The 22,178-nt window shown below is 73.0% G+C and carries 20 protein-coding genes and 1 pseudogene; 14 read left to right on the top strand and 7 right to left on the bottom strand.

Annotation, left to right across the window (positions count from 1 at the left end):
• The first annotated feature begins 518 nt into the window (after positions 1-518).
• The 3 genes from DCW30_RS16745 (at position 519) to helR (ending at position 5,246) form a co-directional block, all read left to right on the top strand.
• Positions 519-1,757, top strand: a complete 1,239-nt coding sequence (locus DCW30_RS16745; RefSeq protein WP_076687606.1) for a cation:proton antiporter — start codon at positions 519-521, stop codon at positions 1,755-1,757.
• Positions 1,758-1,822: 65 nt separating this feature from the next.
• Positions 1,823-2,878 carry a PucR family transcriptional regulator gene (locus DCW30_RS16740; RefSeq protein WP_076687605.1) on the top strand — a complete coding sequence of 352 codons (1,056 nt, stop codon included), beginning with the start codon at positions 1,823-1,825 and terminating at the stop codon, positions 2,876-2,878.
• Between the two features lie 175 nt (positions 2,879-3,053).
• A complete protein-coding gene (helR, locus tag DCW30_RS16735; protein WP_076687604.1) occupies positions 3,054-5,246 on the top strand; it encodes an RNA polymerase recycling motor ATPase HelR in 2,193 nt (730 codons plus the stop codon).
• Between the two features lie 21 nt (positions 5,247-5,267).
• Here helR and DCW30_RS16730 read toward each other — a convergent pair whose 3' ends face one another.
• From DCW30_RS16730 to DCW30_RS16705, 6 genes are all read right to left on the bottom strand, one after another.
• The gene (locus tag DCW30_RS16730) at positions 5,268-5,873 is read right to left on the bottom strand and encodes a hypothetical protein (RefSeq protein ID WP_123985635.1); all 606 of its coding nucleotides are present in this window, start codon (positions 5,871-5,873) and stop codon (positions 5,268-5,270) included.
• Between the two features lie 242 nt (positions 5,874-6,115).
• The gene (locus DCW30_RS16725) at positions 6,116-6,721 is read right to left on the bottom strand and encodes a flavodoxin family protein (protein ID WP_062769022.1); all 606 of its coding nucleotides are present in this window, start codon (positions 6,719-6,721) and stop codon (positions 6,116-6,118) included.
• Positions 6,702-7,655: a cytochrome c oxidase assembly protein gene (locus DCW30_RS16720; RefSeq protein WP_079250241.1), complete on the bottom strand. Its 954-nt coding sequence runs from the start codon at positions 7,653-7,655 to the stop codon at positions 6,702-6,704. The genes DCW30_RS16725 and DCW30_RS16720 overlap by 20 nt, the downstream gene beginning before the upstream one ends.
• Positions 7,652-8,218, bottom strand: coding sequence for a DUF2243 domain-containing protein (locus tag DCW30_RS16715; RefSeq protein WP_076687602.1), 567 nt, complete (start codon positions 8,216-8,218; stop codon positions 7,652-7,654). The genes DCW30_RS16720 and DCW30_RS16715 overlap by 4 nt, the downstream gene beginning before the upstream one ends.
• Positions 8,219-8,635: 417 nt before the next feature.
• A complete protein-coding gene (gene ku, locus DCW30_RS16710; protein ID WP_076687601.1) occupies positions 8,636-9,583 on the bottom strand; it encodes a non-homologous end joining protein Ku in 948 nt (315 codons plus the stop codon).
• Between the two features lie 93 nt (positions 9,584-9,676).
• Positions 9,677-10,681, bottom strand: coding sequence for an erythromycin esterase family protein (locus DCW30_RS16705; protein ID WP_076687600.1), 1,005 nt, complete (start codon positions 10,679-10,681; stop codon positions 9,677-9,679).
• Positions 10,682-10,750: 69 nt separating this feature from the next.
• On the opposite strand from DCW30_RS16705, the gene DCW30_RS16700 reads away from it, so the two are divergent.
• The 4 genes from DCW30_RS16700 (at position 10,751) to thpR (ending at position 14,244) form a co-directional block, all read left to right on the top strand.
• Positions 10,751-11,485, top strand: a complete 735-nt coding sequence (locus DCW30_RS16700) for a TioE family transcriptional regulator (RefSeq protein ID WP_076687599.1) — start codon at positions 10,751-10,753, stop codon at positions 11,483-11,485.
• 427 nt (positions 11,486-11,912) lie between these two features.
• Complete coding sequence (locus tag DCW30_RS16695) at positions 11,913-12,413, top strand: transglycosylase SLT domain-containing protein (protein ID WP_062769037.1); 501 nt, start codon at positions 11,913-11,915, stop codon at positions 12,411-12,413.
• A gap of 77 nt (positions 12,414-12,490) precedes the next feature.
• A complete protein-coding gene (locus tag DCW30_RS16690; protein ID WP_076687598.1) occupies positions 12,491-13,618 on the top strand; it encodes an LCP family protein in 1,128 nt (375 codons plus the stop codon).
• A 26-nt stretch (positions 13,619-13,644) separates the two neighbouring features.
• Entirely contained in the window at positions 13,645-14,244 is a 600-nt protein-coding gene (gene thpR / locus DCW30_RS16685; RefSeq protein WP_418347324.1) for an RNA 2',3'-cyclic phosphodiesterase, read from the top strand.
• A 41-nt stretch (positions 14,245-14,285) separates the two neighbouring features.
• Here the strand turns inward: thpR and DCW30_RS16680 are convergent, their stop codons facing one another.
• A complete protein-coding gene (locus DCW30_RS16680; protein WP_076689682.1) occupies positions 14,286-15,248 on the bottom strand; it encodes an alpha/beta hydrolase family protein in 963 nt (320 codons plus the stop codon).
• A 233-nt stretch (positions 15,249-15,481) separates the two neighbouring features.
• Between DCW30_RS16680 and DCW30_RS16675 the strand changes: the two genes are divergently transcribed.
• The 7 genes and pseudogenes from DCW30_RS16675 (at position 15,482) to DCW30_RS16645 (ending at position 22,169) form a co-directional block, all read left to right on the top strand.
• Complete coding sequence (locus tag DCW30_RS16675) at positions 15,482-16,096, top strand: TetR/AcrR family transcriptional regulator (protein WP_076687596.1); 615 nt, start codon at positions 15,482-15,484, stop codon at positions 16,094-16,096.
• Between the two features lie 207 nt (positions 16,097-16,303).
• Positions 16,304-17,533 (top strand): acyl-CoA dehydrogenase family protein, encoded by a 1,230-nt coding sequence (locus tag DCW30_RS16670; RefSeq protein WP_076687595.1) that lies wholly within the window; start codon positions 16,304-16,306, stop codon positions 17,531-17,533.
• A 172-nt stretch (positions 17,534-17,705) separates the two neighbouring features.
• Positions 17,706-18,697, top strand: a pseudogene (locus tag DCW30_RS16665) (zinc-binding dehydrogenase).
• 182 nt (positions 18,698-18,879) lie between these two features.
• The gene (locus tag DCW30_RS38225; protein WP_373569081.1) at positions 18,880-18,963 is read left to right on the top strand and encodes a putative leader peptide; all 84 of its coding nucleotides are present in this window, start codon (positions 18,880-18,882) and stop codon (positions 18,961-18,963) included.
• 294 nt (positions 18,964-19,257) lie between these two features.
• Positions 19,258-20,283, top strand: a complete 1,026-nt coding sequence (locus DCW30_RS16660) for an ABC transporter substrate-binding protein (protein WP_076687594.1) — start codon at positions 19,258-19,260, stop codon at positions 20,281-20,283.
• A gap of 3 nt (positions 20,284-20,286) precedes the next feature.
• Entirely contained in the window at positions 20,287-21,198 is a 912-nt protein-coding gene (locus tag DCW30_RS16655) for an ABC transporter ATP-binding protein (RefSeq protein ID WP_079250240.1), read from the top strand.
• Positions 21,195-22,169, top strand: a complete 975-nt coding sequence (locus DCW30_RS16645) for an ABC transporter permease (protein WP_079250239.1) — start codon at positions 21,195-21,197, stop codon at positions 22,167-22,169. The genes DCW30_RS16655 and DCW30_RS16645 overlap by 4 nt, the downstream gene beginning before the upstream one ends.
• Positions 22,170-22,178 lie beyond the last annotated feature (9 nt).

Raw genomic sequence — 22,178 nt, 5'->3', positions numbered from 1 at the left:
AAGCGGGCGTCGATGGTCACCGGTCACCGAGTGACGTCGACCGCTGAAGCGGAAGCGACGGGGGGCAGGAAATGGATCACAGCGTCCACGCCACCGTTCCACCCCCGACCGGCTCGGCCATCTCGGCCACCCCGGCCATCTCGGCCATTCCGACCGGTATCCGTCGGGGTCCGCAGGCCTGCGCCCCGAAGACCTGCGCCCCGAGGGCCCAGCGCGTCGACAACTCCGCGCGCGACAGCGTTCCTGATACCGGCCGCACCCTCCCGGGCCGCCCGCGCCGCTGAGGGCCGGGCCCCTTCTGGCGCGCCGCGCCGCCCTGTTCGTTCCGCCGCCGCACCAGCCACCACATCATCCGGTCGCCCCGCCCTGCCCCCGCGCGGGTGACCGCCGCCCCCATCGCACCGTGCCGCCATGCCGCACGCCTCGCCACACCCCTGCGCCATCGCGCCCGGCCCGCCACGGCCGACGCCCGAAGGAGCACTGACGCCATCGCCGAGCCGCACCCGGAGGAGACGCCCGTGCACCACACCACCGCCCTGCTCATCGAGCTCGGGGCCATCATCCTGGCCCTCGGCCTCCTCGGCCGCTTCGCCGGACGGGTGGGCTTCTCGCCCATCCCCCTCTACCTCCTCGCCGGACTCGCCTTCGGGCACGGCGGCATCCTGTCGCTCGGCGCCAGCGAGGAGTTCATCGCCACCGGCGCCGAGATCGGCGTCATCCTCCTGCTGCTCCTGCTCGGCCTCGAGTACAGCGCGGGAGAACTCGTCACCAACCTCAAGACCCAGTTCCCCTCCGGGATCGTCGACTTCGTGCTCAACGCGCTGCCGGGAGCAGTAGCCGCGCTGCTCCTCGGCTGGGGCCCGGTCGCCGCCGTCGCCCTCGCCGGCGTCACCTGGATCTCCTCGTCGGGCGTCATCGCGAAGGTCCTCGGCGACCTGGGCCGCCTCGGCAACCGCGAGACTCCCGTCATCCTCGGCGTCCTGGTCATCGAGGACCTCGCCATGGCCCTCTACCTGCCTCTCCTCACCGCGCTGCTCGCCGGGGCGGGCCTGGCGGGCACCGGCCTGACGCTGCTCATCTCGCTGGGCACCGTCGGCGCCGTGCTGTACGTCGCCCTGCGCCACGGACGCCTGCTCAGCCGTGCCGTCTCCTCCAGCAACCCCGAGATGCTCCTCCTCGTCGTCCTCGGACTCACCCTGCTGGTGGCCGGTATCGCCCAGCAGCTCCATGTCTCCGCCGCCGTCGGCGCGTTCCTCGTGGGCATCGCGCTGTCCGGCAGGACGGCCGAGGGCGCCGGGGTGCTGCTCTCGCCCCTGAGGGACCTGTTCGCCGCGGTGTTCTTCGTCTTCTTCGGCCTGTCCACCGACCCCGCCGACATCCCGGCCGTCCTGGTCCCCGCCCTGCTCCTGGCCGTCGTCACCACGGGCACGAAGATCGCCACCGGCTGGTACGCGGCCGGGCGCGCCGGGGTGCGGGCCGCCGGCCGGTGGCGGACCGCGGGCGCGCTGGTGGCTCGCGGTGAGTTCTCCATCGTCATCGCCGGGCTCGCGGTCGGCGCCGAGCCCCGCATCGGCCCGCTGGCCACCGCGTACGTCCTGATCATGGTCGTGACCGGCCCGGTCGCCGCCCGCTTCACCGAGCCCGTGGCCCGCCGCCTCAGCCGCCGCGCCCCCGCCCCGGCGGCCACACCCGTGGCGGCGTCCGCGCCCGCCGCCGACGCCGAGCGCCGCGACGCGGAAGCCATGCCCGCCCCCTGACCTGTCAACGCCCGGCCCGGCAGCGCCGGGCGCGCACCGACCGTCGACCGAACGAGGGAGACCGGATGACCACCCAAGCCGTACCCGGGCGACTGCTCGACGGCTACGCCGACATCCTGACCGAGGCGACCGCGACCGGCCGCCGCCTGACCCGAGAGGAGCTGACCTCACGCCGGGCGCTCGGCGCGCAGGCCGCCGAGGCCGGGCTGGCCTGGCGGGCCCTCGTACGCGAACACCTCACCGCGACGCGCGCCCACGGCCGTGCCACCCGCGACCCCGAGCACCTGCTCGCCACGGCGGCCCAGGCCATCGACGCCTTCGCGGAGGGGTACGAGCGCGCACAGCGCATGATCGTCCGTCAGGAAGGTCACGCACGGCGGGAGTTCATCGACGACCTGCTGCACGGGCGTGCGGGCGCGGGCGACCTGGCCGCGCGGGCCGAGCGGTTCGGTCTCCGTCTCTCCCACGCGCACGCCGTGGCGGTGACGGAGGGCCCGGCGCCCTACGACGACACCGACGCCGTGCCGAGGAGTCTGGGGGACGAACTGCTGGGCCGTTTCGGCGACCGCGACATCCTGCTCGGCACCAAGGACGGGCGCCTGGTGTGCGTCGCTCCCGCGCACCAGGACGACGTCCTGGCCCACTTCGCCAAGCTGTCGCGCGCGGCGACCGACGGCGGCCGGGTGGCCCTCGGCAGACCGAGGCCGGGCCCCACGGGCATCGCCCACAGCTACGAGGAGGCCCTCAACACCCTGGAGCTCGCCGCGCGCATGGGCTTCGACGAGCCCGTGCTGCACGCCGCCGACCTCCTGGTCTTCCCCGTCCTCACCCGTGACCGGCAGGCCCTGGTCGACCTCGTGCTCAACACCCTCGGCCCACTGGAACAGGCACGCGGCGGCGCCGGGCCCCTGCTCGCAACGCTCCAGGCCTACTTCGCGACGGGCTGCGTGACCGCCCAGGCCGCGCGGCGGCTGTCCCTGAGCATCCGCGCCCTGTCGTACCGCCTCGACCGCGTCCACACCCTCACCGGCTCGGACCCGGCGGACCCGAGGGACCGCTACACCCTCCAGACGGCGGTGATCGGCGCCCGCCTCCTCGGCTGGCCGGACACCGCGCTCTGAGCCGGGGGCCCGAAAGCTCGGAACCAGGGGCACAAAAAAAGAGACAAGAGGGGGATGCCCACCTCTTGCCACTCTCAACTTATAGCGCAGTGGGGGGCTTGCGGCAAGGCCCCCACCGTCCCGCACAATCGCTCATCTCACGCCACGACCTGCGGAAACGGGAGACCAACTGCGTATGCCCCCACTGACCACCCGTGCCTTCGACCTCGCCGGCGCCCTCTCCGCCAAGGCCGACCCGCGGCTCATCGCCGACGACGAGCGGCACTTCGAGGCCATCGCGCGCAGCCTGGAGCAGGCGACCGGCGAACTGTCCGACCGCCTCGACGCCGAGCGCAGGGCACCCGGCGGCCTGGGCCGTGAGGCGCTGGAGCGGGACCTGGAGATCCACCGGCTGACCAGCCGGCTGCGCGCCCTGCGCCGCTTCGGGCTCGACCTGTGCCTCGGCCGGGTCGTCGGCGCGGACGGCTCCGAGCCCGTGTACATCGGGCGTCTCGGCCTCACCGACAGCACCGGCCGCCGGCTGCTGCTCGACTGGCGCTCCCCCGCGGCCGAGCCCTTCTTCGCCGCCACCCACGCCAACCCGATGGGCCTGGCGAGCCGCCGCAGGTACCGCTGGACCGCCGGCCGGATCAGCGACTACTGGGACGAGGTGTTCACCGCCGACGGCCTCGAAGGGCACGCCGCGCTGGACGACCAGTCGGCCTTCATCGCCGGCCTCGGCGCCAACCGCTCGCCCCGGATGCGGGACGTGCTGGCCACCATCCAGGCCGACCAGGACGCCATCGTCCGCGCCGGTTCCCGCGGCGCCCTCGTGGTCGACGGCGGCCCCGGCACCGGCAAGACGGTCGTGGCCCTGCACCGCTCCGCCTATCTGCTCTACTCCGACCCCCGCCTCGCGGGCCACCGCCGGGGCGGCGTGCTGTTCGTCGGCCCGCACCAGCCCTACCTCGCGTACGTCGCCGACGTCCTGCCCAGCCTCGGCGAGGAGGGCGTACGCACCTGCACCCTGCGCGACCTGGTCGCCGAGGGGGCGGAGGCAGGGGTCGAGAGCGACCCGGAAGTGGCCCGTCTGAAGTCGTCCGCGGACATGGTCAGGGCCATCGAGAAGGCCGTCGGGTTCTACGAGGACCCGCCCACCGAGGGCATGTCGGTCACGACGCCCTGGTCCGACGTCTGGCTGAGCGCCGACGACTGGGCCGAGGCGTTCGCGGCGGCGGAACCGGGCACCCCGCACAACGAGGCGCGCGACCAGATCTGGGAGGAGCTGGTCACGATCCTGCTGGACAAGCACGACCTGGACGACGACGCGGACGGCGACCACCCCGACGAGCACGGCGGTGGCGCGTCGGCCGAACTGCTCCGCAGGTCCTTCCTGCACAACCGGGAGCTGGTGACCGCCCTCTACCGCGCGTGGCCGCTGCTCGAAGCGGCCGACCTGGTCGGCGACCTGTGGTCCGTACCCGCGTACCTGCGCCTGTGCGCGCCCTGGCTGAGCCCCGAGGAGGTGCGCACGCTGCGGCGCGCGGACGCCCAGGCCTGGACGGTGTCCGATCTGCCGCTCCTGGACGCGGCACGGCAGCGGCTCGGCGATCCGGAGGCGTCGCTGCGCAGACGCAGGCGGGAGGCGTCGGCCGCCGTCGAACGCGAGCGCATGGCCGGAGTCATCGACAACATGGTCGCCGCCGACGCCGACGGCGAGGGCGCGGTCACCATGCTGCGCGGGCGGGACCTGCAGGACAGCCTGATCGACGAGGGCGCGCTGCCCACCGCGGACCCGGAGCCGTTCGCGGGGCCCTTCGCGCACGTCGTCGTGGACGAGGCGCAGGAACTCACCGACGCGGAGTGGCAGATGCTGCTGCTCCGCTGCCCGTCCCGCAGCTTCACGATCGTCGGGGACCGCGCCCAGGCGCGGGACGGGTTCACGGAGTCCTGGCGGGAGCGGCTCGAGCGGGTCGGCGTCGACCGGGTCGAGGTGGCGTCCCTGAGCGTCAACTACCGGACGCCCGAGGAGGTCATGGCGGAGGCCGAGCCGGTCATCCGCGGCGCGCTCCCGGACGCGAACGTGCCGACGTCCATCCGCAGCAGCGGCCTTCCTGTCGTCCACAGGTCCGTCACGGAACGGGACGCGGTGCTCGACGCGTGGCTCGCCTCGCACACGGAGGGGATCGCCTGCGTCATCGGCGACCCCACGTTCAAGGCCACCCCACGCGTCAGGTCGCTGACGCCGGAACTGGCGAAGGGGCTCGAATTCGACCTGGTCGTCCTCGTCGACCCCGGCGCGTTCGGTGACGGCGTCGGAGGGGCGGTCGACCGCTATGTCGCGATGACGCGGGCGACCCAGCAGCTCGTCGTCCTCACCAGTCCCTGACCGGGGGCGGCGCCACGAGGGTCAGCCGAGCGCCGTCAGGCCGTCCAGCGCGGCCTGGCCGTCGCCGCAGCACACCCCGCAGATCAGCCGGGGCCGCAGCGGTTCGCCGTCGACGTCGTACGCGAGGCGCTGCGCCGCCCCGCGGGTCCGCAGGTCGAAGCCGCACCGGACGCACAGCAGGCCCATCAGCTCGGCCTGTCTCACCGTCCAGGCCGGCCACTCGGCCGCGAGGCAGGACAGGCTCATCATCACGGGGCCGGTGGACCGCGCCTCGCAGTAGGCGAAGGTGAAGCCGGGCGACTCGGCGGGGAGTTCGTCGAGCAGCTGCTGGAGCAGGGGCACCCAGCGCACGAGCCTGGCCAGCTCGGGGAAGGGGACGCGGACCTCCTGGCCCTTGCGGCGTCCCGCCTCGCGGCCCCGCGGCGGACGGAAGGCGACGACGATCCGGTGCGGCACCTTGAGGGTGTCCAGATCCCGCGACAGCTCCGCGGCCGACGTCTCCCACTCCCCCGCGGGGTAGTCGCGCCACATCGCGAGGCCTTCCCCGGTCAGGACGCTCGACGTCCGCACGATCCCGCCGACGCGACGCTGCGCCGCCTGCTCGTCATCGGTCACCACTCGGGCCATGGACTTGCCTCCTTCGAGGTGGACACGACTGCGCGGACGGTCTCCGCACGCCCGCTGGAACAGCACTGGTTCTCACCGGCCGGGACGTGGGGGCGTCACCGTGGCCGTCCATCCATCATTCCTGCCCACAGCGACCGAAGGTCAGACATGGCAGACGGGGGTGTCTTCCACGGCGACGGGCACTCAGCGGTTTGGTTTCGCAGGGTGCGCGTCGGAGAGCACCGGGGTCCTGCGGGGTGAGGTCAGGAGGGCGGGGCGGGCAGGGGCATGGCTTCGAGGGCGCGTGCCGCGTGGACGAGGTTGGAGGCCATGGCCCGGCCGGTGGAGGCCGCCCAGTCGTGGCCGCGCCGGTCGTCCAGGTAGTCGGGGCCGGGCCCCGGGCCGAGGTGCCAGTAGGTCCACGACTGGCCGGGCACGGTGAAGCCGATGTCGACGAGCGCTCCGCTGATCTCGCTGATGACGTGGTGGGCGCCGTCCTCGTTGCCGGTGACCAGGACCCCCGCCACCCGGTTGTACGCGACGGGGCGCTCCTCGTCGTCCGTCTCGCCGAGCATCGCGTCGAGGCGTTCCAGGACGCGCTGGGCCACCGAGGACGGGCGGCCGAGCCAGGTGGGCGAGGCCATGACCAGGATCTGTGACGCGAGCACCTTCTCGTGGACGCCGGGCCAGTCGTCGCCCTCGCCCATGTCGGTCTCCACCCCCGGCTTGATGTCGAGGTCCACGGCCCGTACGACGTCCACCCGCACCCCGTGCCCCTTGAGCGCGGTGATGACGGTGTCGGCGAGGGCCTCCGTGTTCGAGGGCTGCGGAGAGGGCTTGAGGGTGCAGTTAATGACGAGTGCGCGCATGGAAACCACTGTTCCCCGCCTGCCGCGCCGTGAACGGCGGGGCAGGCGACGTTTCACCCGCCATACCAGAACCGGCGGAAGACGCCAGGTGAGCGCCCGTCGCGGGCAGCCGAACGGGGCGCGCCGCGGTCCCGGCGGAGCGCGCCGTGCTCCGCGCGGGGCGCCAGGTGGTCACCAGTGCCGCGGCGAGCAGGAGTTCAGCGATGTCGCCGCCGTAGTACATGGCCTCCGCACCGGCCCTGACCTGTGCCACGGGCGCGTGGATGTCGATGAGGAACCCGGCGTACATCGCTTGCGAGAGGAGCGCGTGGGCTGTGATGGCCACGCCGAGGACCACGAGCCGGGCCGGGACGCCGGGACGCGTGGGCGCGGGGTCGGGACCCGCGATCACCCAGGCGAACAGGCACCCCGACAGCAGGAAGTGCAGATGCAGCAGCCAGTGCAGCGCCTCGTCGCCCGTCGAGGCGTTGTACAGCGGGGTGAAGTAGAGCACCGGCAGCGTCCCGACGCTGAGCAGCAGCGCGGTGACCGGGTGGGCGATCAGACGGGCGGGGCGGCTGCGCAGCACTCGGGTGAGCCCGCGCGCGCGTGCCACCGGCAGGGTGCGCAGCAGCAGCGTGACCGGTGCTGCCAGCATCAGCGCGAGCGGGGCGTACATGCCGACCAGCAGGTGTTGCAGCATGTGGCCGCGGAAGTCGCCGTGCGCGGCGGTGGCCAGGGGCGGCAGCAGGGCGACGGCGAGCAGGGCCGTGCCGGTCAGGAAGAGGCCGGTGCGCCAGGGTGACCAGCCCGCCCGCGGGTTCGCGCGGCGTGCCCGGGCCGCGAGGACCACGTAGCCGGCCGCCACTGCCGTGAGGACCAGCGAGACGAGTACGGGTTCCCAGGGCAGTGCGGCGGACTGCTGGTGGTGTCCGTGCGGTCCGTGGCCGGTCATGACGGTCCGGCCCCCGGGGTGGGGCCGCCGGTCGCGGGGTCGAAGGCGCGGGCGCGGTTCTGGACCATCCAGCCGACCGCCACGAACAGGGCTCCGAGCAGCAGGAAGCCGAGGTCCCACCAGATCTGGTGGGGACCGGCGTAGACGTGGTGGATGCCCAGGACGTGGTGGTCCAGGAGGCCCTCGACGAGGTTGAACAGGCCCCAGCCGACCAGGATCCAGCCCCACAGCTTGCCCGAGGTCCACACCCGGCGTCGGCCGCGCGTCACGCGCGCGTACAGCGACGCCAGGCCGAGGAGGACCGCCAGCCAGCACACGGCGTGGAAGATCCCGTCCCACAGCGTGTTCATCTGGAGGCCCTGCACGGTGTTGGCCGGGTAGTACTTCACGCCGATCCGGTCGGTGTCGGTGCTGGTCAGCATGTGGTGCCAGCGCAGGAGCTGGTGCAGCAGGATGCCGTCGACGAAGCCGCCGAGCCCCACGCCGAGGAGGATCCCCGGCAGTCGCAGGGAGCCCGTGTCCGTGCGCGGCCCGCTGCGGGCCGCCCCTGTGGTCGTAGCCATCGCTCACTCCTCGTCCGGGCCGGCCTGTCCGTGGCGGCGCGCTCTTGCAGGTACCGCGCGCGTGCGGTCGGAAACCGGAGATCGACCGGTTCTCCCGTCCCGCGGGCGGGCCGACCGGATCTCGCCCCCCGGTTCTCCTCAGCGGCCCGGAGGCGGTGCTCTCGCCCGGGGGCGCGTCCGACCCGCGGGAGCGCATCGTCTCCGCCGCGCTCGCGGGCCACGACGTCGGCGCGGCCCGGCCCGTGGGCGGCCGAGGTCCACCTGGCCGCCGTCGGCGACCGCTGGGCGGAGTCCGCCGCGCGGGACACCTCGGCTGCTCGGGCGGGCCACGGCCGAGCCTTCCGACGGGGGAGCCCTCCGCCGTCGCGGCGCGCCCGCCGGCGAGGTGACCGCCGCGAGCCCGGCCGGGTGGAGCCGCTAGGCCCCGCGCTTCTTGGCCGTCGTCTTCTTCCCCGCGGTCGTCCGCTTCGACGTCGACTTCTTGGCCGCCGCCGTCTTCTTCGCGGCCGGCTTCTTGGCTCCGCGCTCGGTCGGCATCTCGTGGACCGTCGCGTCCTGGTCGTCTCGGCCGCCCTCGCCGCGGGAGGCCTGCGCCTGCTGCACGGACTGCTGGAGCGCCGCCATGAGGTCCACGACCTTCCCCTCGGGCTCCTCCTTCTCCGCAGCCGCGGGCGGCTGCTTCCCACCCGCCTTCGCCGCGATGACCTCCTCCAGGGCGGCGGTGTAGCGGTCGGTGGCCCACTCCTGCCCTTCGATGCCGTCGGCGGTCATCGAGTCGACGAGGAGCACGGCCCGCTCGATCTCGGCCTCGTCGAGTTCGACCTCCTTGGGCGCCAGGGTCTCCGGGCTGCGCACCTCGTCGTCCCACTTCATGGCGTGCAGGACGATCACCTCGTCCTGCACGCGGAGCAGCCCGAGCCGTTCCCTGCCGTGCCAGGCGAACTTCGCCACCGCGGCCTTGCTGCTGCGTTCGAGCGCCTTGCGCAGCAGGGTGTACGGCTTGGCGGCCACCTGGCCGTCGCCCTGGAGGTAGTAGCCCTCCCCGATCCTGACCGGGTCGATGGACTCGTAGGGCACGAACGCGGTGATCTCGATCGCCTTGGCGGTGGGCAGCGGCATGTCGTCGAGCTCCTCGTCGCTGATCTCGACGACGGTGTCCCTGTCGACCTCGAACCCCTTGCCGATCTCGGCGCTCGTGACCTCTTGGCCGTCCAGCTCGCAGATCTTCTTCGTACGCACCCGCGCCATGTCCGCCAGGTGGTACTGGTGGAAGCGGATGCTGTGCTTCTCGGTAGCGGGCAGCACCTTGATCGGGATGGTCACCAGACCGAAGCTGATCGCGCCGGACCAGACGGGGCGGGGCATAGGGGTACCTCCGTGACGGCCCCGAGGCCTCCAGGCTAGGCAAGGCCGCCCGGCCGGGCACGCCGAAGGCCCCCGTCCCGACGGTCCGGCCGCCTACTTTCCGCCGAGGCGGGCGCCCACCATCACCCCGGCGCTCCACCACGCGAGGGGCAGATCACTCATCCGCATCGCGCCCCGCCCCCGCTGGAGCGGGCGGTTGCGGGCGTACACCAGGGCCGGGCCGCGCTTGGCCAGGGCCAGGAGGTCGGCGGCCGTCATCTGGTCCCGCAGGCCCACCAGGCGTGCCGTGCGGTCCGGCGACGCGTCGGCCATCCAGTAGTGGCGGCGCAGCAGGCCGGTGGCGGTGCGCGCGTAGAGCCGCGCCCGGTCCCGGTCCTCCCCCGCGCCCGGTCCTGGGCGGCCGTCCCGCGCGCCCTGCTCCGTCGCGTGCGGCGGCCACGCGTCGAGCAGCGCCTCCATGTCATCGGCGAGCAGCCGCAGCTCCATGGCGTCGGCCGACCGCCCCACGGACCGTGCCGGGTCCGTCAGGGCGGCCGGTTCGGTCCATCGCCGGTCCGCACCGAGGAGGCGGTCGAGCCGTTCCGCCGTACAGGGGAGCAGGTCGGCGTCCACCCGGGCCGCGAGATGGCCGTGGAGGGCGGTGAGTGCCGCCCGGGGGCTCGCGGTGCCGCTGCTCTCCAGGGGGCCGCCGACGCCCGCGAGGCGCAGCCGCTCGCCTGACGGGCGGCCTTCGTTGCGGGCGCGCGTCCAGCGCACGAACTCGCGGTCGCCGTCGGGAGCGCCGGAGTCATGGCCGGGCCCGTGGCAGGGCCCGTACGCCATGCCCTTCATCGCCTCCACGGCCTCGTCCAGCGTGCCCCTGCCCCACCTGACGTAGTCGTCGACGACTGTCCCCCGTACGCCGTCACCTTCGAACGCGATCGTGCGAGGGCCTTCCCGCTCGACGAGTCGCCGGAAGAGATCCTCGCGTCGTTCGAGCGAGGGGCCGTCGGCGTGTGCGGGGTCGTCCACGGTGGTCAGCCGTGGCGGGTGAGGGAGCAGCTTCATGAGGGTCGCGGTGGCGAGGGCAGGGGGAGCGGCTTGCGTGTCGGTGGCCATGCCTCTCAACGGTATCGCTGACCCAGCGGTTGAGACTTCTGGGGAGAGGACCGCGATATCGTCGGCCTCGTGGCGAAGAACCCTCAACACACGGAACGGCTCCGACCGATCGATCTGGCGCGTGAGCACGGCCTGTCGACCCAGGCGGTCAGGAACTACGAGGAGGCCGGCATCCTCCCGGCCGCCGACCGCACCGAGCACGGCTACCGCACCTACACCCCGCTGCACGCCCGGGCCCTGGACGCGTTCCTCGCCCTGGTGCCCGGCCACGGCCACCACACGGCGGCGTCGGTGCTGCGGGCCGTCAACCAGGGCGCGGCGGACGAGGCGTTCCGCCTCATCGACGAGAGCCACGCCCGGCTCCTCGAAGACCGGCGCACGCTCCAGGCCGTGGAGCGGGCCCTGTGCGACCTCGCTCCCGGCGCGGCCGACGAGCCGGACGCGCCGGGTCCGCGTCCCCGGGGCACGTTCATCGGGCCGCTGGCGGAGAGTCTCGGGCTCCGGCCCGCGACGCTGCGGAAGTGGGAGCGCGCGGGCCTCGTACGGCCGCGCCGCGATCCGGCGACCGGCTACCGCGTGTACGACGACGCCGCCGTGCGGGACGCCCGCCTGACCCATCAGCTCCGGCGCGGCGGCTATCTCCTGGAGCAGATCACCCCGCTCATCACCCAGGTGCGTGCGGCCGGCGGCCTCGAACCCCTGGAGGCGATGCTGAGCGACTGGCGCGGCCGGCTGTCCGCCCGCGGGCGGGCCATGCTGACCGGCGCGGCGAAGCTGGAGGCCTACCTCCGCGAGCGCGGCTGAGGCGGCGGGGCCCCGGGATGCCCCGGAGCCGCTCCGGAGTGACCCGGAGCAGCGAACGCCCACCGCACGTAACGGATTTGGGCGCCGCCCGCACCGCCCGGAGCCTCTGCTGCCCGCCTGGGAAAGCCCGAAAACAGGGCGCAGGCTGTGAGCCCACCCATAGGGGCTACGTCACATGCTAAAGGCGGTAGTAGCCGTGGGGTGCGGGGCGTCGGGCCTGGGGCCGTTCGTCCCGCCGCCGGGCGAGAAGCTCTGCGTAACGGGGTAGTACGTCACACCCTTGCGCACCCCCTGGAGCGCCGCTAACTCTTGCTGAAGTTCCGGGACAGCGGGACATACCGGGCGAATTCGCCCGGGACCCGCAGCGGGTGACCCAGTCCGGGTCACCGAGCCCCACCCACGTAGCGCACCGAGGAGTAGCACTCGCATGGCCACCACCGTCACGCCGACCCGCAACGCCCGACTCCGCAAGTTCTCCGTCACGGGCATCGCCACCGCCGGCGCCGCGGCCGCGGCTCTCACGCTGATCCCCACCTCCGCCCACGCCGCCGAGCCGGCCAAGACTACCGAGGTGACCAAGGCCGTCCAGGCGGCCAAGAAGGACCACCCCGACAACCTCGACGGCTGGATCCGTGAGGCCCTCGACATCATGAAGGACAAGGGCATCCCCGGCTCCTACGAGGGTCTGCACCGCAACATCATGCGCGAGTCCTCGGGCAACCCGAACGCCCAGAACGGCTGGGACGTCAACGCGCAGAACGGCACCCCGTCCAAGGGCCTCCTCCAGGTCATCCAGCCGACCTTCGAGGCCTACCACGTCGAGGGCACCGCGAACAGCCTGACCGACCCGGTCGCCAACATCACCGCTGCCGCGAACTACGCCGCCGACAAGTACGGCTCGATCGACAACGTCGACTCCGCGTACTGAGCCGCCGGTCACAGCTGGGCCCGTGAGAAGCCACGACAAGGCCCATGAGAAGTGCCCATGAGAAGTAGGGACAGCGCATGCCGCACGACAGGCACGGGAGCGGGAACGAGGACCACCGCGGGCCCGCGGCCCCCGACCACGGACCCCCGCGGGTACGCCGCTCCCGACGCAAGCCCCGCAAGAAGGCCCCGCGCTTCGTCGCATGGGGCGCCCTGGGGGCCGTCGTCGCCGGTGGCGGTGGCGTGGCCTACGCCTGGCACCACCTCGACGGCAACATCCAGGGGACGGACGTCGACGCCGCGCTCGGGCACGACCGGCCGGCGCGGCAGCGGGACGGATCGATGAACATCCTCCTGCTGGGCTCCGACTCACGCGCGGGCACCCACGGACAGTACGGCCGCGGCGTCAGCGGCGCGCGGGCCGACACCGCGATGGTCCTGCACGTCGACAAGACCCACGAGAAGGCCTCGGTCGTCAGCATCCCGCGCGACACCATGGTCGAGCGGCCCCAGTGCGCGCAGCCGCACGGCGGCGCCGCACCGGGTGCGCGCCAGGCCATGTTCAACTCGTCCTACCAGGTGGGCGGCCCCGCCTGCACCGTGAAGACGGTCGAGAAGATGTCGGGCGTCCGCATGGACCACTACCTCGAAGTCGACTTCAAGGGCTTCCAGAAGCTCATCGACGAGCTCGGCGGCGTGGACATCACCACCCGCGAGGCCATCCACGACCCCAACAGCGGCCTGTCCCTGACCGCCGGCAAGCACACGCTGAAGGGAAAGCAGGCCCTGGCGCTCGTGCGCACCCGGCACGGTGTGGGCGACGGCAGCGACCTCGGCCGCATCCAGCTCCAGCAGGCGTTCATCAAGGCGCTGATCCACCGCGCCGAGACGGTCGACCCGCTGAGCGACCCCACGAAGTCGTACTCCCTGGCGGACACCGCGACCAAGACCATCAGCGCCGACTCCGACCTGGCCTCCGCCGACAAGCTGCTCGGCCTCGCCGAGGAGCTGCGGGGCATCGGCCCCGGGCACCTGGACATGGTGACGATGCCCGTCACCTACGACGCCCGGGACGCCGGACGCGTCAAGCCGATGGAGCAGGCGTCGAAGCGGGTCTGGTCGGCACTGCGCCAGGACCGCGCCATCCCGCGGTCGGCCACCGAGGGTTCGGTGGGCGACAGGACGGACTCGCCGGTTTCGGCCTGACGTCGCCGATGCGGTACGAAGTCCTCGTGAACGAAGAGACTCCGCTCCCGACCGCCCGCGTGTTCATCGCCCTGGCGCCGCCCGACGAGGCGAAGCGGGAGCTGGTGGGCGAACTCGGTCCCGCCTACGCCGCGCATCCGCGCATGCGGTGGAACCGCGTCGAGGACTGGCACATCACGCTGGCGTTCCTCGGCGAGGTCCCCGCCGACGTGATCCCGCTCCTGCGTTCGCCCCTCGCGGACCTGGCGACCGCCCGTCCACCCCTCACCCTGGCGCTCCGCGGCGGCGGCCACTTCGACGAGCGGGTGCTGTGGGCCGTCGTCGCGGGGGAACTCGACGCGCTCCATGAACTGGCCGCCGACGTGCGCGCCACGGTCACGGGATGCGGCATCGCTCTCCCCGACCGCCGATTCCGCCCCCATCTGACCCTCGCCCGCGCCCGCCGCGACACCCCGTCGTGCGCACCCCGGGCGGCCACCGGCCTCGCCGGTTTCGCCGGCCGCCCCTGGCAGACGGAACGTCTGCACCTGGTGGCCGGCGAAGTCGTGCGCGGTCCGGGCCCGATCCGCTACGGCGATGTCGCGGCGTGGGCTTTCGGGGGTGTGCGCGAGGTGGCCGGCGAGTAGCCGCGCAGGGTGGCGTCCGACGAACGGGGGCCCCGCGCCGCCTACTTGGATTCGACCCGGCCCAGCGCATCGGGGCCGGTCAGGAGCGCGTCGCACGCCGACTGCCACGCACCGTCCCCGGGGAAGAGCTGGGCGCGGAGGTAGGCCCAGGTGAGCCGCTGGACCGCGGACACCCGCCCGGGGTCCTCGTCCGTCGTCTCGGCGACGTCGTACCCGGAGACCCCGCCGAGTCCGTGCCCGGCGTCGAACAGGGTGACCAGGCTCTTCGGGCCCGGTGCGAGCACATAGGGGTCGGTGTGCCACTCGGGGCCGCGGTTCGTCAGATGCGTGGAGTCGTCCTTGTCACCGGCGACCACGAGGGTGGGCGCCGCCATCCGCGAGAAGTCCGGGGTGGTGAGGAAGGGGAACATCTCGGCCACGGACTCGTTGATCGCGTCGCCGCCGCGGCCGGGCGCGGCGAGCAGGACGCCCGCCTTGACGCGCGGGTCGGCCAGGCTCACCTCGGCGCCGTCGTCGGGGTCGGTGAGCATGGCGCCGAGCAGCAGGCCCGCGGTGTGGCCGCCCATCGAGTGCCCGGCCACGGCGATCTTGTCGCGGTCCAGACGCCCGCGGAGGTGCGGCGCCGCGGCCTCGATCTCGTCGAGCCGGTCGATGATGTGCCGCATGTCCTCGGCCCTCGACCGCCAGAACATGGGCGCCCCCGGGGTGGCGGGGTCCAGGCTCAGCGTCCGCGAGCTCAGGTGGGTGGGCTGGATGACGACGAAGCCGTGCGCCGCCCAGAAGTGGGCCAGGGGTGCGTAGCCGTTGAGCGAGGAGAGGTGGTTGGAGGGGCCCTGGCCGTGCGAGAGGAGGAGGACCGGCAGGTCGTCGCCGGTCACGGGGGCCGATATGCGCATCTCCAGGTCCACGGGGCGGCCGGGGACCGGCAGCGCCACCGGGGCGATGGACAGGACGGGGGCGGGCGAGGCGGGAGTGGCGTCGGTGGTGTGAGTCGATGCGCTCATGATGCGTACGTCCATTCGAAGGGCTCGGCGTCGGCCGGTGCGGCCGACGGCATGGGGAGGCAGCGAGGAGCGCCCGGGTTCGGCTAAGCTATGAACCGGAGCGACGTTCCACTTACGTCACGGACGATACGGAGCAACGTTCCGCTTTGTCAACGGACCCCTGCCCGGCTTCCGCGCACCCGACCTGAACCCGGCCGCGGAACCGACCGGACCGACAGCGAAAGGAGCGTGTGGTGCCCCCTGCCCCCGCCGCCCCCTCGGGCGAGCCACGGCCCGCCCGGAGCAAGCGGGCCGACGCCCAGCGCAATCAGCAGACGCTGCTCAAGGCCGCCGCCGCGGTGTTCGTCACCTCCGGCGTGGACGCGCCGATCCGGCAGATCGCCGCCGAAGCGGGTGTCGGGATGGGCACCATCTACCGCCACTTCCCCACCCGCGCGGACCTCGTCGTCGCCGTCTACCGCCACCAGGTCGAGGCGTGCGCGGAGGCCGGACCGCGGTTGCTGGCCGACGCGGACTCCCCCTTCGCGGCGCTCCGCGAATGGGTCGACCTCTTCGTCGACTTCCTGGTCACCAAGCACGGCCTGGCCAACGCGATGCAGTCGGACAGCGGCGGCTTCGACGCGCTGCACAGCTATTTCCTCGACCGCCTGGTGCCCGTCTGCGCGCAGTTGCTCGACGCGGCGGTGGACGCCGACGAGATCGCGCCCGACACGCAGGCCCTTGAACTGATGCGCGGCATCGGCAACCTCTGCGTCGGCCGCGACGGCGACCCCGACTACGACCCCCGCCGGATGGTCGCGCTGCTCCTCCGAGGACTACGGCAGACCGGAGCCCCATCCGGCGCCTGACAGCCGAGCACCCCTGGTGGCCGCCCTTCCCGGCCCCCTCATGTCCCCCGCGCTCCCTACTTTCCCTATCGATTTACTAGGAAAGTATTGACGCCCACCCGCCGCGTGCGGAGGATGAAGAACGTGGCCCGTACACACCGTTGGGCCCACCGGCAGCCGGACCGCCCAACGCCGCGTCCTGGGACCGAACTTGAGGAGACCTCCGCCATGGGCGTCGCCACCGCACCGGCCGTTCCCGCCCCGGAGTCCGAGCACGTCGGGCCCGGCCGAGAGCACTGGCTGCGCGTGGCCCGCGAGACGGCGGACGACCTGGCAACCGACGCGACGGCACGGGACCAGGCGGGGAAGGCGCCGTTCGACGAGGTGTCCCGGCTGCGCGAAGCCGGACTCCTGACGCTGCTCGCACCGGCCGGGGCCGGCGGGGGCGGCGCGGACTGGCCCACGGCCTACGCCGTCGTCAGGGAGATCGCCGCCGCCGACAGCTCGATCGCCCAACTGCTCGGCTCCCACTACTTCCTGTCCGGCGGCGCCCGCTTCTTCGCAGAGCCGGCGCTCGCCGACCGCGTCGAGCGGCGCACCGCGGCGGAGGGATCGTGCTGGGGCGGCGGCTTCGCCCACCGGGAGCCGCCCCTGACGCTCACCAGGTCGGGCGAGGGTTACACGGTGAGCGGACGGCAGAGTCACACCACCGGCGTCCTCGTCGCCGACCGCGTCGCCGTGCGGGCCATGCGGGGTGGCACCGGTGAACCGCTGGCCGTCGTCGTCGACACCACCCGTCCCGGCGTACGGATCGACGACGACGCCGACACCTTCGGCCAACGCCTCGCGGGAGGTGGCACGGTGGAGTTCGACGCGGTGCGGGTGACCGGCGACGACGTGCTCGGCTCGCTCTCCGCCGACGAGGACATCCTGTCGCCGCCCGCCGCCCTGGCCTCCCCCGTCGGGCGTCTCCTCGCCGTCCAGCTCCGGCTGGGCATCGCCGAAGGGGTGCTCGCCGAGGCCCGCGAGTACAGCAGGGCGGGGCACGCGGCCCGGCAGCCGGCGTGGCCCGTCGAGGCCCCCGGCGACCCGCACGCGCTCACCATGTACGGAGAGCTGACGGTCCTGACGCGCTCCGCCTCCGCGCTCGGCGCGCAGGCCCTGGACGCCGTCGGCGAAGGGCTCGCCCGGGGCGCGACGCTCTCCTACGACGAGTACGCGGAGATCTCGGTCCTCGTGGCGATGGCCGAAGCCGCCGCGGCCGACGCCGTCCGGGAGTCCACCACCCGCGCGCTCGACATCGTGGGCGCCGCCTCCGCCTCCGCCCGGCTGGGCTTCGACCGCTTCTGGCGCAACGCCCGCACCCACGCCCTGCACGCCCCCGGCGCCCACCGGCTCCGCGACGTCGGCGACTTCGTCCTCAACGGCGCGCACCCGCCCTTCGTCCTGCCCTCCTGACCCTTCAGGGCGCGGCGTCGGCGAGCCCGGGGCTGCGCGGGCGTCGGTGCGCGGGCGCACATGATCCGAGGCAAACGGCCGGTCATCGTCTCTCACTTCGGCCGGACGGACGCGCGTGCCCGTTACGGTCCGAAGGCGGCGCCTTCGCCGCCCCCGGACCCGAGGGGCTGAAATGAAAGCCGTCGTGATCAGGACGTTCGGTGACCCCGCCGGCCTGGAGGTCGTCGATGTGCCCGTGCCCGTCGTCGCGCCCGGGCAGGTGCGCGTCGCCACGGAGGCGATCGGCGTGGGCGGTGTGGACGCCATGATCCGCCGGGGAGCGCTCGCCGCCTACGGCTTCCGGGAGGGTCACCTCCTCGGCAGCGAGATCGCGGGGAGGGTCACCGAGGTGGGCGAGGGCGTGGACACCTCGTGGATCGGACGGCGGGTGTGGGCGTCCACCGGCCTGTCCGGCGGGTACGCGGAACAGGCCGTCGCCGCGGTCGACGACGTCCTTCCGCTGCCCGACGACCTGACCGACGCCGACGCGGTGACCCTCGGCAGCTCCGGCGTGGTCGCCCACTTCGCCTGGACCGGGCCCGCCTCACGCCCGGGGAGACGGTGCTCGTGCGGGGTGCGGCGGGCGGCATCGGGGTCACGGCGGTCCAGCTCGCGGCCGGGCAGGGTGCGAGCGCGGTGGCGGTCACCACCTCGTCGGCCGAACGCGGCGCCCGGCTACGGGAGCTGGGCGCGACCCATGTCCTCGACCGCACCGGCGAGGGCGGGCTCGATGGGGGCGGGTTCGGTGAGGGCGGCCCCGGCGCTCCGGCGGGCTTCGACGTGGTGATCGACATCGTGGGTGGCCCTCAGATCCCCCTCTTCCTCGACCAGGTGAACGCCAACGGGCGGTATGTGGCCGTCGGCATGGTCGGCGGGCAGCCCCCGGCGGACTTCGGCATGCGGCTCATGGACGCCTTCCGCACGTCGTTGTCGTTCGCCACGTTCAGCGCGGACACCGTGTCCGGCCCCGATCGGCGGACCGTGCGGGCCGCCCAGTTCGCCGACGCCGCGCGCGGCACCCTGCGCACAGTCGTGCACGAGGTGCTGCCTCTTGACCAGGCGGCACGGGCCCACGGCGAGATGGACGCGGGGAAGGTCTTCGGCAGGGTCGTGCTGGTGCCCTGAGTCGTACTCATGCCTTGAGTCGGGCGGCGGGGACGGCGTCCCCGGCCCAGCGCGCGAGGAGCCGGTCCGCAGGACCGGCTCATTGTGAACGCCGTGCTTCACCGCGGTTACCCGCGTTGCGGGCGACATAAGCCCTCCCTCACGGCGTTGACCCGGCCGATTTCCACTGGGACTCTCTTGGTGTGAGCAAGCACGAGGAATTCACCGCGCGCCTGCACGTCGATCTGCGACGGCAGGCCAGCGCCATCTGTGCCGCCGGACAGTAAGTCCGCCGCCGGGCACTGAATCCGCCGTCGAGCACCGCATTCCCCGCCGGGCGCTGAATCTTCCGCCGAGCACCGAATGCGCCGCCGGGCGTCGAACCTTCCGTCCGGCACCGCATTCCCCGCCGGGCGCCGAATTCAGCCGTCGGGCGCCGCATTCCCACACGCTTCAGGCAACGCCGCCCGTACGCCCCGCTTCGTTTTCCTCTCTTTCGCGACGACCGCTGCCCGCGTGCCCGCGCGGGTGATTCCGCCGGTCCCGCACCGTCCCCACCCGTTTTCGAACAGGACGCATTCATGGCCGCCAAGGCATCGACCCGACGTCAGTTCCTCTCCCTGCTCGCTCTCTCCGCGGCGGCCGTGAGCTGCGGCGCCTCGGCGACCGCCACATCCGGCGGGGGCCGGACCAAGACGCTCCGCTACCAGGGCTGGGCGGGACAGGTCACCTTGCCCGAACTCGCCGCCGACCTGGGCTATCTGGGGGACGTGAAGCTGAAGTGGGTCGGCAACACCATCAGCGGGCCCCAGGACATCCAGTCCGCGGCCACGGGCCAGACGGACTTCGGCGGCGCCTTCAACGGCGCGGTCGTCAAACTCGCCGCGAACAACGCCCCGATCAAGGCGGTCATCAGTTACTACGGAGCCGACAAACACGCCTACAACGGCTTCTACGTCCTTGCGGACAGCCCCATCCGCTCGCCCCGTGACCTGCTCGGCGCCAAGGTCGGCATGAACACCCTCGGCGCCCATTCCGAGGCCATGCTCGACATCTACCTGCAACGGGGCGGACTCTCCCGCAAGGACAGGGAGGAGGTCGAGCCGCTGGTGGTGCCGCCGGTCAACACCGAGCAGTCCCTGCGGCAGAAGCAGATAGACGTGGCCGTGCTCGGCGGCGTCCTGCGGGACAAGGCACTCGCGGCCGGCGGAATCCGTCCGCTGTTCACCGACTACGAACTCCTCGGCGCCTTCAGCGCGGGCACCTTCGTGATGACGGACCGCTTCCTGAAGGCGAATCCCGATACGGCCCGCACGTTCGTCACCGCCGTCGGGCGGGCCATCGAATGGTCCCGTGCCACCCCGCGCGCAGAGGTCATCGACCGGATGACGGAGATCGTGGAGAAGCGCGGGCGCAACGAGGACACCGCTCCCCTCAAGTACTGGAAGTCCTACGGGGTCGCCGAGAAGGGCGGCCTGATCACCGGCAAGGAACTCCAGCTCTGGATCGACTGGCTGGCCGAACGCGGTGACATCGACAAGGGCGGGGTCAGCCGGGCCGACCTCTACACCAACGAGTACAACGCCTCCGACAAGAGCGGGAACTGACCCATGCCGGAACCCACCCACTCCGTTCCCACCCACTCCGTTCCCACCCCCTTCCTGTCCACCACCCCCGCCCCTACCGCCCCTGTCACCCCCGCACCCAAGATCGTCTTCGAGGACGTGCGCAAGGAGTTCGCCGCCAAGGGACGCGCGGGAGCCCGGCGTGGCGGCGCCGTCACCGCGCTGGACGGCATCGACCTGGAGATAGCGGACGGGGAGTTCTTCGTCCTGGTCGGTCCCAGTGGCTGCGGGAAGTCGACGCTGCTCGACCTCCTCGGCGGTCTGGCCCGGCCCACCACCGGGCGCATCCTGGTGGACGGCAGACCCGTCACCGGCCCGGGTCTGGACCGCGGCATCGTGTTCCAGCAGTACGCGCTGCTGCCGTGGCGCACCGCCCAGGGCAACGTCGAGTTCGGCCTGGAGGCCACCGGCGTCCCGCGTCGGCAACGCCCGGCGCGGGCCCGGGAGTTCCTCGCTCTGGTGGGCCTCCGCGGGTTCGAGGACCGCCATCCGCACGAGCTGTCCGGCGGGATGCGGCAGCGCGTGGCGATCGCCCGCAGCCTCGCCTACGACCCCGGCGTCCTGCTGATGGACGAGCCGTTCGCCGCGCTCGACGCCCAGACCCGGGAGTCGTTGCAGGACGAGCTGCTGCGCATCTGGCAGCGCACGGGGAAGACCGTCGTCTTCATCACCCACGGCATCGACGAGGCCGTCCATCTCGGGCAGCGCGTCGCCGTCATGTCCTCGCGGCCGGGGCGCGTCAAGCGGATCGTGCCCATCGCGCTCGACTCCCGCACGGGCACGGACGACCTCCGCTCCAGCCCCGAGTTCGCGCGGCACCGGCACGAGATCTGGTCGCTCCTGCGCGACGAGGTGGCCAGGGCGCAGGAGCTGGAGAAGGAGGAGGTCTCCGCATGAGCCCGACGACCCGCACCGCCGCTCCCGATGCGGCGGCCACCGCCACCGCCGACGGGTCGGCCACCGCTGCCCCGCACAGCGCCTCCGTACCCGCGAAGGCGCCACCGCAGGCCCCCACGGAGACGACGCGGCCAGAAGCGGCACTGCCGAAACCCCAGTCAGCGACAGCCCCCGCGGCACTCCGCCGCCGAGTGGCGCATCGGCTGCCTCGGCTGCTGCTCGGCGCGGTGACCAGGTCCGTGGCCGTCGTGGCGCTCCTGCTGCTGTGGGAGGTCGCGCCGCGCCTCGGGCTCGCCGACCGGACCTTCCTGCCGCCGTTCAGCGAGGTCGCCGACGCCTGGTGGGGGCTGGCCGCCGACGGGCAGCTCGCCGACAACGCGCGGGCCAGCCTGGTGCGCTCCTTCAGCGGCTTCGGCATCGCCGTGGCCCTCGCCGTACCGCTCGGGCTTCTGATCGGCTGGTACCGGCCCGTCGCGGACCTCCTCGGGCCGCTCCTGGAAGTGTTCCGCAACACCGCCGCGCTCGCCCTGCTGCCGGTGTTCGTGCTGCTGCTCGGCATCGGCGAGACCTCGAAGATCTCCATCGTCGTGTACGCCTGCACATGGCCGATCCTGCTCAACACCATCAGCGCGGTCCGCGGCGTCGACCCGACCCTGCTCAAACTGGCCAGGTCGATGGACCTGCCGGCGCACCGGCTGTTCCAGAAGGTGATCCTGCCGGCCTCCGTGCCGACGATGTTCACCGGCATCCGGCTGGCCGGGGCGGTCTCCATCCTCGTCCTCGTCGCCGCCGAGATGATCGGCGCCAAGGCGGGGCTCGGATATCTGATCAACGCCTCGCAGTACAACTTCGCGATCCCGCAGATGTACGCGGGCATCATCACGATCTCCGCCATCGGCGTGGCCTTCAACCAGCTCCTGGTCGCCGTGGAGCGGCGGCTCAGCTCCTGGCGCGTCCCCACGGGCGGATGACCCGCACGC

The sequence above is a fragment of the Streptomyces alfalfae genome, from assembly GCF_004127445.1.
In the GTDB taxonomy this organism is placed as follows: Bacteria; Actinomycetota; Actinomycetes; order Streptomycetales; family Streptomycetaceae; genus Streptomyces; species Streptomyces alfalfae.
This window is presented reverse-complemented; position numbering and strand designations above follow the sequence as displayed.